General features: G+C 64.9%; 12 protein-coding genes. 10 read left to right on the top strand and 2 right to left on the bottom strand.

The genetic code is table 11. The features are described 5' to 3' along the window. Positions 1–21 precede the first annotated feature (21 nt). Both AC0L23_RS27230 and AC0L23_RS27225 read right to left on the bottom strand, forming a co-directional pair. Positions 22–474: a DNA polymerase III subunit chi gene (locus AC0L23_RS27230; RefSeq protein WP_018459091.1), complete on the bottom strand. Its 453-nt coding sequence runs from the start codon at positions 472–474 to the stop codon at positions 22–24. A gap of 6 nt (positions 475–480) precedes the next feature. Further along, entirely contained in the window at positions 481–1980 is a 1500-nt protein-coding gene (locus AC0L23_RS27225; protein WP_085352926.1) for a leucyl aminopeptidase, read from the bottom strand. Positions 1981–2320: 340 nt separating this feature from the next. Here AC0L23_RS27225 and lptF point away from each other — a divergent pair, with 340 nt between their 5' ends. The 10 genes from lptF (at position 2321) to AC0L23_RS27175 (ending at position 12653) form a co-directional block, all read left to right on the top strand. Next, positions 2321–3490, top strand: coding sequence for an LPS export ABC transporter permease LptF (gene lptF / locus AC0L23_RS27220; protein ID WP_018459093.1), 1170 nt, complete (start codon positions 2321–2323; stop codon positions 3488–3490). Beyond that, a complete protein-coding gene (gene lptG, locus AC0L23_RS27215) occupies positions 3487–4584 on the top strand; it encodes an LPS export ABC transporter permease LptG (RefSeq protein WP_018459094.1) in 1098 nt (365 codons plus the stop codon). Before lptF ends, lptG begins: the two co-directional genes overlap by 4 nt. Beyond that, on the top strand, positions 4584–7073 hold the full coding sequence (locus tag AC0L23_RS27210; protein WP_026233733.1) for an LPS-assembly protein LptD: 2490 nt from the start codon (positions 4584–4586) through the stop codon (positions 7071–7073). Before lptG ends, AC0L23_RS27210 begins: the two co-directional genes overlap by 1 nt. Positions 7074–7142: 69 nt before the next feature. Then, the gene (locus tag AC0L23_RS27205) at positions 7143–8069 is read left to right on the top strand and encodes a peptidylprolyl isomerase family protein (RefSeq protein WP_026233734.1); all 927 of its coding nucleotides are present in this window, start codon (positions 7143–7145) and stop codon (positions 8067–8069) included. Continuing rightward, positions 8069–9085 carry a 4-hydroxythreonine-4-phosphate dehydrogenase PdxA gene (pdxA, locus tag AC0L23_RS27200; RefSeq protein ID WP_085352922.1) on the top strand — a complete coding sequence of 339 codons (1017 nt, stop codon included), beginning with the start codon at positions 8069–8071 and terminating at the stop codon, positions 9083–9085. The genes AC0L23_RS27205 and pdxA overlap by 1 nt, the downstream gene beginning before the upstream one ends. Continuing rightward, entirely contained in the window at positions 9082–9942 is an 861-nt protein-coding gene (rsmA, locus tag AC0L23_RS27195) for a 16S rRNA (adenine(1518)-N(6)/adenine(1519)-N(6))-dimethyltransferase RsmA (RefSeq protein ID WP_018459098.1), read from the top strand. Before pdxA ends, rsmA begins: the two co-directional genes overlap by 4 nt. Before the next feature lie 16 nt (positions 9943–9958). Next, positions 9959–11017, top strand: coding sequence for an alcohol dehydrogenase (locus AC0L23_RS27190; protein ID WP_018459099.1), 1059 nt, complete (start codon positions 9959–9961; stop codon positions 11015–11017). A 90-nt stretch (positions 11018–11107) separates the two neighbouring features. Next, entirely contained in the window at positions 11108–11269 is a 162-nt protein-coding gene (locus tag AC0L23_RS27185; RefSeq protein WP_018459100.1) for a Flp family type IVb pilin, read from the top strand. A gap of 71 nt (positions 11270–11340) precedes the next feature. After that, positions 11341–11577 carry a hypothetical protein gene (locus tag AC0L23_RS27180; RefSeq protein WP_018459101.1) on the top strand — a complete coding sequence of 79 codons (237 nt, stop codon included), beginning with the start codon at positions 11341–11343 and terminating at the stop codon, positions 11575–11577. A gap of 359 nt (positions 11578–11936) precedes the next feature. Further along, the gene (locus AC0L23_RS27175; RefSeq protein ID WP_085352920.1) at positions 11937–12653 is read left to right on the top strand and encodes a Crp/Fnr family transcriptional regulator; all 717 of its coding nucleotides are present in this window, start codon (positions 11937–11939) and stop codon (positions 12651–12653) included. Positions 12654–12662: the final 9 nt, after the last annotated feature.

Genomic DNA, 12662 nt, shown 5'->3' with positions numbered 1-12662 from the left:
TCATTAATTTGCGAGCGACCGCTAATTCCGCTTCTGCCACCGGCCCCGCTCGTCAGCCTGCCAATAAGTGACATCAAATCCCCGCGCCTTGCAATCCGTCCAGGCGCTGCGGGCGAACGCAAGCGCGTCCGGATCGTCGCCGTCGAACAGCAGCACCATGCGCTCATAGGCCTGCGCGTCCTGCGGCACCGCGGCGTTGTCGACGAGGAAGCGGACATTGGCACCGTTCGGATTGTCCTCCTCGACCGCCAGCACGATCGGCTGATCGGCGGCGTCGCTCACCCGCCATGTCGCGTGCGGCAGGAAGGAATCGTCGCGATAGGTCCACAAATGAGCGTCGAGCGCATCGGCGCGCTCCGGCGAATTCGACTGCACCACGACGCGCCAGCCGCGCTCGAGCGATTTCTCGAGAAGCGGCGGCAACACGTTCTCCACCGTCATGTTTTGCAGATGGTAGAAAAGGACTTCAGTCATCTCGGGTCATTTGCGCTCGTAATGGTCGGCGACCAGACGGTCGAGCAAGCGAACTCCGTAACCGCTTCCCCAGCTCTGATTGATGTCGGTCTTCGGCGCGCCCATGGCGGTCCCAGCGATGTCTAGATGCGCCCAGGGCGTGCCGTCCACGAAGCGCTGGAGGAACTGTGCCGCGGTGATCGAGCCGCCATGGCGGCCGCCGGTGTTCTTCATGTCGGCGAACTGGGAATCGATCAGCTTGTCGTATTCGGGGCCAAGCGGCAGGCGCCAGACCTTCTCGCCGCTCTCGATGCCGGCCGCCAGCAGCCGCTCGGCAAGCTCGTCATTGTTGGAGAACATGCCGGCATGCTCGGTGCCGAGCGCGACCACGATGGCGCCGGTCAACGTCGCCAGATCCACCATGAATTTCGGCTTGGTTTTCTTGGCGACGTACCAGAGCACATCGGCAAGCACCAGGCGGCCTTCCGCGTCGGTGTTGATGATCTCGATGGTCTGGCCCGACATCGAGGTGACGATGTCGCCTGGGCGCTGCGCGTTGCCGTCCGGCATGTTCTCGACGAGGCCGATGGCGCCGACGACGTTGACCTTGGCCTTGCGTGCCGCGAGCGCATGCATCAGGCCGACGACGCAGGCAGCCCCTCCCATGTCGCCCTTCATGTCCTCCATGCTGCCGGCCGGCTTGATCGAAATGCCGCCGGTGTCGAAGCAGACGCCCTTGCCGACGAAGGCAACCGGCGCCTCACCTTTCTTGCCGCCGTCCCAACGCATGATCACGGTGCGGCTCGGCCGCGCCGAGCCCTGGCCGACGCCGAGCAGAGCGCCCATGCCGAGCTTGTCCATGGCCTTGACGTCGAGGACCTCGATCTTGACGCCGAGCTTGCGGAGCAGGCCTGCGCGGCGCGCGAACTCCTCGGGAAAAAGCACGTTCGGCGGCTCGTTGACGAGGTCGCGCGCAATGATCACGCCGTCCACGATCGCAGCCGCCGATGTAAACGCCTTCTTCGCGGCGACCACGTCGCCGACCGCAAACGAGACGTCGGCGCGCGTGCCGCCCTCCTCGCCATCCTTCTTCCTGGTCTTGTAACGGTCGAACTTGTAGGTGCGCAGCCGCAGGCCCGAGGCGATCGCGACCGCCTGCTCGCTGGTCATGGCGCCGTTTGGAAGTTCCGCCATGATAGTCATGGCCGCCGCCCCGGCCGGAAGCTTGCTCGCCGCCACGCCGCCGAATTTGAGGAAGTCGTTCGCCTTCAGACCGGTCGCCTTGCCGGCGCCGATCACGATCAGGCGGGTGGCCTTCACGCCTTCGGGCGCAAGGATGTCGAGCGCCGCGCCGCTTTTGCCCTTGAAGGCGGCGGCGGTGGCCGCCCGCTTCACGAGTTCGGTGGCCCCGCCGAGCGCCTTGGCGGTCGCCGGGCCGAGCTTCAGGCTGTCGTCGCAGAACACGACCATGATGCCACGGGCGGCGGCAGACAATGGAACGAAGCCGACCTTAATGGCATCGGACATGAGTAACTCCTCAAAAACATTGCGCTTTTTAACGATCGGCGGTCCCGGCCACGGGCCGGAGCTGAACGGCGATTCACTGAGCGTCCCGCACTATGGGCCACCGGCCCGGCAGATGCCAAGCACCCCCCGTGGCCGAGGGGCCACAACGAGGGAAATATTAACCATATATTGAGGGTGCCACGGGGCAGCCATTTTGTTGACGGATCAAAGGGATGGTACTGAGAGAGTAAGCCGGCGGATGAGATGGTTGGCCGACCTTGGGGATGCCCTTGCGGGGATTGGTTGGACAGCCGGAATTCCGGCCGGCATTGGGGACTTGGTGGGATTCGTGCGGTAGCGCATGGGGTCAATCGATAGGTATATCTTCCGCACGACGCTCGCGTCGTTTGCGCTGGTCCTGGTCAGCCTCACGGGCGTGATCTGGATTACGCAAGCGTTGCGCGGCATCGACCTGATGACGAGCCAGGGTCAGACCATCCTGACCTTCCTCGGGATCACCAGCCTCGTCGTGCCCGCGCTGGTCCTGATCATCTCGCCGATCGCGCTGATGATCGCGATCTCGCATACGCTGAACAAGCTCGCGACCGATTCCGAGATCATCGTGATGAATGCCGCCGGCTTCTCGCCATTCCGGCTGTTCTATCCGTTCTTCTACGCCACCTGCGTGGTGGCGCTGCTGGTCGCCTTCATCGCGGCCTATCTCGCTCCCGACGGCATGCGGCGGATCAAGCAGTGGGACGCCGAGATCACCGCCGACGTGCTCACCAACATCCTGCAGCCCGGCCGCTTCGCCCAGCTCGACAAGAACCTGACGATCCGGATTCGCGAACGCCAGCCCGGCGGCATCCTCGCCGGCATCTTCATCGACGACCGCCGCGATCCGAACGAGCGGGTCTCGATCGTCGCCGAGCACGGCGAAGTCGTGAAGAACGAGACCGGATCGTTCCTGGTGCTGGAGACTGGCAATCTCCAGCGTTTCGAGGCCGGCAAGCGCGATCCCGCGCTGGTGGCGTTCGGCCGCTACGGCTTCGACATGTCCAAGTTCTCGGGCCAGGGCCGCGACGTCACCCTCGGCATCCGCGAGCGTTATCTCTGGGAGTTGCTCTCGCCGTCCGAGGACGATCCCGTCTACAAGCAGATTCCCGGCCAGTTCCGCTCGGCCCTGCATGACAGCCTGCTGGCGCCGATCTATCCCTTCGCCTTTGCCGTGCTGACCTTTGCGTTTCTGGGTGCGCCTCGCACCACGCGCCAGAGCCGCAATTTCTCGATCGGCTCCTCGATCCTTGCCGTGTTCGGCCTGCGCATGGCCGGCTTCGCCTGCTCGGTGATGGCGGTGAAATCGCCGGGCGCGGTGCTGGTCCAATATGCCATGGTCATTGGTGCCATCGGCGTCGGGCTGGCGATCATCATTGGCGGCCTTGTGGTCGAACCGCCGCCGCGCCTCATGGAGGCCATCAACAGGTCGAACGCGCGCATCGCGCGGCTGTTCGGACGGCCGGCCACCGCATGAGCATGCTCACCAACACACTCGGGCGCTATTTCGCCGGCCGTTTCGTGGTCGCGGCGCTCGGCGTGTTCGCCGGCATTTTCCTGCTGCTGGTGCTGGTCGATTACATCGAGATGGTGCGCAAGACCTCAGGGCTCGCATCCGCCTCCGCAGTCATGGTGGCCGAGACCTCGCTGTTCCGCGTGCCGCAGCTTTTGGAGAAGCTGACGCCGTTCTGCATGCTGATCGGCGCCATGACCTGCTATCTCGCCCTCTCCCGCCGGCTCGAGCTCGTCGTCGCGCGCGCCGCCGGCGTCTCCGCATGGCAATTCATCTCGCCGGCGCTCGGCAGCGCGCTCCTGATCGGCGTGATCGCCACCGTCGCCTACAATCCGATGTCGGCCAATCTGCGCGAGCTGTCCAAGCGCATGGAAGCCGAGCTGTTCGGCTCGGCGCCCGGCGGCGGCATTCAGGACGCCTCCGGCTTCTGGCTCAACCAGAAGACCAGCGACGGCGAGACGATCATCAATGCGGCGCGCAGCGAGCAGCAGGGTATCCGGCTCACCGGACTCACGCTGTTCCGGTTTGACACAGAGCAGCACTTCAAGGAACGGGTCGAGGCGCGCGAGGCGACGCTCGAGGCCGGCCGTTGGCTGTTCAAGGGCGTCCGCCGCTTCTCGCTGGATTCGCCGCCGGTCGATCAGGCCAGCCTGGAGATTCCGACCACGCTGACCGAGGCCCAGGTCCGCAACAGCTTTTCCACACCCGAGACTGTGTCCTTTTGGCAACTACCGAGCTACATCCGCTCATCCGAAAGCTCGGGCTTCGCGACAGCCGGATACCGACTCCAGTATCAGAAGCTTCTGGCACAGCCGTTTTTGCTTGCAGCCATGGTGATGCTCGCGGCCTCCGTGTCGTTGCGCTTCTTCCGGATGGGCGGCGTGCAGAAGATGGTTTTGAGTGGCGTGGGCGCAGGCTTTCTGCTCTACGTTCTGTCGAAAGTGACTGAAGATTTGAGCAAGGCTGAGTTGATGCATCCGATCGCTGCGGCGTGGTTGCCCGTGGTGGTGGGCGGCCTCACCGGCTTTTTGGCCTTGCTGTATCAGGAGGACGGATAGTGACGGCCGTCCACCGAGGGCCCGTGTCTCGTTTGACGCGGCGCACATTGGTGCGCGCGAACGGGTGTGGCTTGTCCATTCGCAGATTCCTGCTTGCTGTCGCCGCCGTGGCATCGCTCGGTGGCGTGATGGACGTTGCCGCCGTGACGCCGGCATCCGCCCAGAGCTTCACCTACAATCCGCTGCCGCCGCGTGCGAAGCCGCCGAAGGCCGTCAACGACAACCAGATGCTGGTTCAGGCGACCGAGGTCGATTACGACTACAACAATTCGCGCGTCTCCGCGGTCGGTAACGTCCAGCTGTTCTACAACGGCACCAGCGTCGAGGCCGACAAGGTCATCTACGACCAGAAGACCAAGCGGCTCCATGCCGAAGGCAACATCCGTATGACGGATGCCGACGGCAAGATCACCTATGCCGAGATCCTGGACCTGTCCGACGACTACCGTGACGGCTTCGTCGATTCGCTGCGCGTTGATACGGCCGACCAGACCCGCATGGCGGCGAGCCGCTCCGATCGCTCCAGCGGCAACTACACGGTGTTCGAGAACGGCGTCTACACGGCTTGCGCGCCGTGCAAGGACGATCCGAAGAAGCCGCCGCTCTGGCAGGTCAAGGGTGCGCGCATCATCCACGACCAGCAGGAGAAGATGCTGTATTTCGAGACGGCGCAGCTCGAATTCTTCGGCGTGCCGATCGCCTATATGCCCTATTTCTCGACGCCCGACCCGACCGTGAAGCGCAAGACCGGCTTCCTGATGCCGGGCTTCACGTCGAATACGCCGTTCGGCTACGGCGTCGAGGTTCCGTTCTACTGGGCGATCGCGCCCGACATGGACGCCACCTTCAACCCGCGCATCACGTCCAGGCAGGGCGTGCTGTTCCAGGCCGAATTTCGCCAGCGCCTGATGGACGGCGCCTATCAGATCCGCGTCTACGGCATCGACCAGCTCGATCGGAGCGCGCTCGCTGGCCAGCCCGGCGACAAGCAGTTCCGCGGCGCCGTCGACACCAAGGGTCAGTTCGCGCTGAACGACAAATGGGTCTGGGGTTGGGACGGTGTCCTGATGTCCGACTATTATTTCTTCTCGGACTATCGGTTGTCGCAATATCGCGATCCGCTGGGCTCGTTCCTGTATCTGCCGACGGATGCACTCTCGCAGCTTTACCTGACCGGTGTCGGCAATCGCAGCTTCTTCGACGCGCGCACGATGTACTGGCTGAGTTACTCGGGCAACCAGAACCAGGTGCCGGTCGTCTACCCCGTGATCGACTACTCGAACGTGCTGAACTATCCAGTCTTCGGCGGCGAGTTCAGCTACAAGACCAATTTCGTGAACCTGTCGCGTGACACCGCGGTGTTCGATCCGATCACGACGCTCGCCAACACCAACAGCCTGTGCACGACGGTGTCGGCCGATCCGCTCGCGCGTACGCCGTCGCAGTGCCTGCTGCGCGGCTTCCCGGGTACCTACACCCGCCTGACGGCGGAAGCGCAGTGGCGCAAGTCCTTCACCGATCCGTTCGGTGAAATCTGGACGCCGTTCGCCATTCTCCGCGCCGACGCGATCAACTCCTCGGTCTCCAACCAGCCGGGCGTGTCGAACTATTTGCCCGTCGGCGATACCCAGGCGCTCCGCCTGATGCCGACCGTGGGCCTCGAATACCGCTACCCCTTCATCAATGTTCAGCCCTGGGGTTCGACCACCATCGAGCCGATCGCGCAGATCATCATCCGGCCGAACGAGACCTATGCCGGCAAGCTCCCCAACGAGGACGCGCAGAGCATGGTGTTCGACGCCTCGAACCTGTTCAGCGTCGACAAGTTCTCCGGCTACGACCGTGTCGAGGGCGGCGGCCGCGCCAATGTCGGCGTGCAGTCCACCACGCAGTTCGACAGGGGCGGAGCCATCAAGACGCTGTTCGGCCAGTCCTACCAGCTGTTCGGCATGAACTCCTTCGCGGTCCAGGACTCCATCAATACCGGCGTGGATTCCGGCCTGCAAAGGCCGCGCTCCGACTATGTGGCGAGCGCCGCCTATTCGCCCAACAGCACCTATACGTTCAGCGTTCGCTCGCGCATGGACGAGCAGACCTGGAACGTGCAGCGCTTCGAGGCGGAAGGCCGCGCCAACTTCAACCGCTGGTCAGTCAGCATGCTGTACGGCAATTACGCGGCGCAGCCGGAACTCGGCTATCTAACCCGCCGCGAGGGCATCCTGACGTCAGGCTCGATCAAGCTCGCGGCCAATTGGGTGGTCACGGGCTCGGCGCGCTGGGACCTTGAGGCCAACAAGATCAACCAGTATGTGCTCGGTGCCGGCTACGTCGACGATTGTTTTGTGCTCGGCTTGAACTATGTAACTGCGTATAGCTATTCCGCAGGCTCGACCCCGCCCGTGCTGAACCACGCGATCATGTTCCAGATCGGCCTGCGCACGCTGGCGAACACAGCGACCACCAGCAGTTCCGGCGGCGGACTCCAGTGAACGGTTTGAAGGTGCCGGCCGCGTGTTCCCGATCGCAGGTTCACCTCGGCTGACATGCGAGCGACAAATATGACGATCCCATTGCCTGTCTTCCGCCTCTTCCTCATCCTCGCCGCCCTGCTGCTGGCCGGCGCGCCGTTGCGTGCGCAGAACATCGTCTTGATGGTCAACGGCGATCCCATCACCGACTTCGACATCGAGCAGCGCTCCAAGCTCGACCAGCTGACGACGCAGAAGACACCGGCCCGCCAGGACGTCATCAACGAGCTGATCGACGACCGGGTGAAGATGAAGGAAGGCAAGAAATATGGTGTCGACCCCGGCGTCTCCGACATCAACCAGTCCTACGAGGGCATGGCGCAGCGCATGCGCATCTCGCCGGACCAGCTCACCAAGTCGCTCGAGGTCAAGGGCGTCCGCCCCGAAACCCTGAAGAGCCGCATGAAGGCCGAGATGGTCTGGACCAGCCTCGTGCGCGGCCGCTTCAAGGAGAAGCTGCTGGTCGGCGAGAAGGACGTCGCGCAGGCCGTGCAGGCCCAGACCGGCGACAAGCTGCAGATCGAGGGCACCGAATACAAGATGCAGCCGATCGTGCTGATCGTGCCACGGGGCTCGTCGCCGGCGTTCCTGGAGACACGGCATAAGGAAGCCGAGCAGTATCGCTCGCGCGTCGGAAGCTGCGAAGAAGCCAATTCGCTGTTCCGCTCCACGCCGAACGCCACCATCCGCGACGTCGTCACCAAGACCACCGCTGAATTACCCGAGGCGCTGCGTAAGGTGCTCGACGACACGCCGATCGGCCACCTGACCGCGCCCGAGACGACCAAGGCAGGCATCGAGATGGTGGTGCTGTGCTCGCGCAAGCCGACCATGATCGACACGCCGAAGAAGCGCGAGGTCCGCGAGAAGATGTATCAGGAGAAGTACGAGAAGACCCAGAAGACCTATCTCGAGGAGCTCCGCAAGGCGGCGATGATCGAGTATCGCAACCGCTGATGGCCAAGCAGCCTGCCAAGCCCCTCGCCCTGACGCTGGGAGAGCCTGCCGGCATCGGCCCCGACATCACCATCGCAGCCTGGCTCAAGCGCCGCGAACTGGACCTGCCCGCCTTCTATCTGCTCGGCGACGAGGCGCTGATCGCCCGCCGCGCCAAGGCGCTCGGCGCTGCCGTCAGGATCGCTTCGGTGACCACCGGCGAGGCCGAGGCCGCCTTCCCCGAGGCCCTGCCCGTGGTTGCGTCCGGCGAGCCCGCGAGCGCCGCGCCCGGCAAGCCCGACGCATCGAGCGCGCCGGCCGCGCTCGCCTCGATCCGCCAGGCGGTCACGGATGTCCGCGAGGGCCGCGCCGGCGCCGTTGTCACCAATCCGATTGCCAAGAGCGTGCTCTATCGTGCCGGCTTCCGCCATCCCGGCCATACCGAATTCCTCGCAGAGCTCGCCGCGGAAGACGGCCCCACGCCGCAGCCGGTGATGATGCTGTGGTCGCCGCGGCTCGCCGTAGTGCCCGTGACCATCCACGTCTCCTTGCGCGATGCACTGGCCCAGCTCACCAGCGAGCTGATCGTCTCGACCGTGCGCATCGTCGCGACCGAACTCAAATCCCGCTTCGGCATCGCGAATCCGCGCATCGCGATTTCCGGCCTCAATCCGCACGCGGGCGAGGACGGCTCGCTCGGCCACGAGGAGCAGACCGTGATCGCGCCGGCGATCAAGACGTTGCGGGGCGACGGTATCGAGGCGAAGGGACCGCTCCCCGCCGACACCATGTTCCACGAAGCCGCGCGAAACAGCTATGACTGCGCCGTCTGCATGTACCACGACCAGGCGCTGATCCCGATCAAGACTGTGGCCTTCGATGACGCGGTCAACGTCACGCTCGGACTGCCCTTCATCCGCACCTCGCCCGACCACGGCACCGCCTTCGACATCGCCGGCACCGGCAAGGCCAATCCGGCAAGCCTGATCGCTGCGTTGAGGCTTGCGAGCCGGATGGCGGCTGCGAAAACCCGATGAGCACGATCGATGACCTCCCGCCGCTTCGCGAGGTCATTCGCCAGCACGCCTTGTCGGCGCGCAAATCGCTCGGCCAGAACTTCCTCCTCGACCTCAATCTCACCGCGCGCATCGCGCGTGCGGCGGCTCCACTCGAGGATTCCACCATCATCGAGATCGGCCCCGGCCCGGGCGGGCTGACGCGCGCCCTGCTCGCGCTCGGCGCCAGACGCGTCATCGCCATCGAGCATGACGAGCGCGCGATCCCTGCCTTGCAGGATATTGCTGCGCGCTATCCCGGCCGTCTCGAGATCGTCCATGGCGACGCCATGACCTTCGACCCGCGCCCGCTGCTATCAGGCGAAAGAGCAAAAATCGTCGCCAACCTGCCCTACAACATCGCGACCCACCTCCTCGTCGGCTGGCTCACCACCGAACCCTGGCCGCCCTGGTACGAAATGATGGTCCTGATGTTCCAGCGCGAGGTCGGCGAGCGCATCGTGGCGCGCGAGGACGAAGAGGCCTTCGGCCGACTCGGCGTGCTCGCCAATTGGCGCTGCGAGACCAAGATCCTGTTCGACATCGCGCCGTCCGCCTTCGTGCCGCCGCCGAAGGTTACGTCTTCCGTTGTGCGACTGATCCCGCGCGAAACGCCTCTCGCCTGCGATCGCAAGCTGCTCGAACAGGTCGCGGCCGCCGCCTTCGGCCAGCGCCGCAAGATGCTGCGGCAAAGCCTGAAGGCGCTCGGCGCCGATCCCGCGCGGCTCGCCGCAGCTGCCGGCGTCGATGCGACGCGGCGCGCGGAGACCGTTCCGATTTCCGGCTTTGTTGCCATGGCCCGTGAATTGGCCAATATACGCAGCGAAACAGAGAGATAATTTCGGAGGAAGAAATATGGCGTTGATGCGTCGGCAGTCCCTCGTCAAGTTCGATGCGCCGCTGTGCGAGACCATCGTCGAGACGCCGAAGCCGCAAGGTCGAGAGGTGCTGGTGCGGATCGAGCGTTGCGGCCTCTGCCACTCCGATCTGCACATCCAGGACGGCTACGCCGATCTCGGCGGCGGCAAGAAGCTCGACACCACGCGCGGCATGACGCTGCCCTTCACGCTCGGCCACGAGATCGCGGGCGTGGTCGACGAAGTCGGCCCCGAGGTATTCGCCGGTCTCGTCGGCAGCAAGAAGGCGGTGTTTCCGTGGATCGGTTGCGGCCAGTGTCGCGACTGCGCCAATGGCGACGAGAATCTCTGCGCCAGACAGCGCTTTCTCGGCGTCTCCATCGACGGCGGCTTCGCTACCCACGTGCTGGTGCCCGACGCGAAATATCTGCTCGACTACGATCCCCTGCCCGTCAACCAGGCCGCGACGCTGATGTGCTCCGGCGTCACCGCCTACGGCGCGCTCAAGCGCCTGGTCGACCGGCCGCGCCAGCGCAACCTCCTGCTGATCGGCCTCGGCGGTGTCGGCATGATGGGCCTTTCCTTCGCGGCGGCCATGTTCAAGCAGCCGATCACGGTCGCCGACCTCAGCGGTGCCGCGCGCGAAACCGCGCTGAAGAACGGCGCGGCGGTGGCCTACGATCCGGCCGAGCCCGACGTGGTCAAGCGCATCCTCAAGGAAACCGATGGCGGCTTCGACGAGATCGTCGACTTCGCGGGCAACGAGAAGTCCATGGCTTTCGCGGTCGCCGTCGCCGCGCGCGGCGGCAAGATCGTGGTCTCCGGCCTGATGGGGGGGCAGTTCACGTTGCCGATGGTGCAATGGGTCTACAAGCGCATGACCATCGAGGGCTTCATGGTCGGCACACTCACCGAGGCTCACGAGCTGATGGCGCTCGCCCGCGCCGGCAAGATCAAGCCGACGCCGATGCGCGAGGAGCCGATGGCCGACGTCCAAACATGGATCGACGAGCTTCGCGCCGGCAAGGTCGTCGGCCGCATCGTGCTCAAGAACTAGAAACTGACGCAGACCCGTGTTCCAAATTGGGGAACCCGCTCTCTGCAGAATACGGTCCTCGCCAGCTCTCTTTTTGGATTTCTGGCAACCATGCAGACGATCCGCCGCTTCCTCGCCGACGAGTCCGGCGCCACAGCGATCGAGTACGGCCTGATCGCCGCCGGCATTGCGCTTGCGATCATCGCCGTCGTCAACAATCTCGGCGCGACGCTGAACAAGAAGTTCACCTCGATCGGCAGCTCGCTGAAGTAGCGGGCACGCGCGCCAATTCAAAGCATTCGTCTGTCCCGCGGAACGGCAACGGCCGCGCCGCGTTGGCAGCCATGTCCATTCGCTGCACCGTCGAGAACGCATTCTTCATCGCCTGGAGTTTCCTGGAGCAGAGCGGAGAGCTCGGCTCCCCGGACGAGACGGCGAACGTCCTGCTCGACGCCATTGAGGCCCAGCTCAGGACCGGCGAGCGCCGGCAACTGATGCTCGCCAACAGGGCGATCGATGCCTATCGCGCCCACGCGGAAAAAGGCCGGCCCGCGCACGATTGCGAAGCACGCTTCGGGTGACGAACTTCGGGTGATGAACATCCCGGCCGCCCTCGGGCCCGCCGGCCCGGCGGCGTTGAGGTATAGGCCGGCGGTCCGTCGGGCAGAGCGCACGGGCTGCGGCGCTCCGCGACGAGCGCGCTACGCTGGAGCCGCGCCCTGCTGTGTGCACTCCTGCACAGAGCTCGCAATGTTGAAGGCCGCTGGGTTCGGCTGCGCCATTGCCTCGTCCCATGCCTCGCCAAAACTTTCTGGAATTCCGCAAGCCGGAGGCCATTTTTCAACGGCTGAAAACGCCTTGTGTGCACTTTGGAACCGTCGGCTCCGTCACGGAAACGTAGGGTTCTGGCCGGTGCCGATTCCCGGCCAGAGCAAGACATGTGACCGGTCGGCCCCAGAACGATCTTCTCCAGCAGCTCAGCCGCCCGGATTTCGAACTGCTCGCGCCGCACCTCCAGCCGGTCGAACTCGAGGCGAGCCACATCCTTTATCATGCCGGCGACGAGGTGGCGGCGGTCCATTTTCCCTGCCGTTCCACGCTCGTGTCGTTCGCCGTGCCGGTCGAGGACGATCGCGAGGTCGAAAGCCTGCTGGTCGGGCGCGAGGGCGCGGTGGGCATTGCCGCCGGCCGCAGCGCCTCGCTGGCCTATTCGCGCATCGTCGTGAAGCTGGGCGGCACCCTGCTGCGGCTGCCGCCGCGCGTGCTCGAGCAGGCCCAACAGAGGTCGGCTACGCTTCTGCAAATCTTCTCTCGCTACGCCGACTGCCAGTTCGCGCAGCTACTCCAGACCGCGGCCTGCAATGCCGCGCATTCGATCGAGCAGCGCGCCGCCAAGTGGATCATCTCCGCGCAGGAGCACGTCGGCGGCCCCGAGATCCCCCTCACCCATGAGCAGCTGGCCGGCATGCTCGGCGTGTCCCGCAGCTATGCCAGCCGCGTCATCCAGATGTTCAAGGCCAGGCGGATCCTCGCGACACGCCGCGGCGCCATCCTGATCCTAGATGCGCCGGCGCTCGAAGCCAGAGCCTGCTCCTGCAACGACTGGGTGAAGAAGCACTTTGACGAGGTGATGGGACGCACGGCCGCGGACGGTTAGCTTTAGGTC

The sequence above is a fragment of the Bradyrhizobium sp. MI1.4 genome, assembly GCF_055811315.1.
Note: the sequence above shows the minus strand (reverse complement) of the source record. Positions and strands in the feature narration are given on the sequence as shown.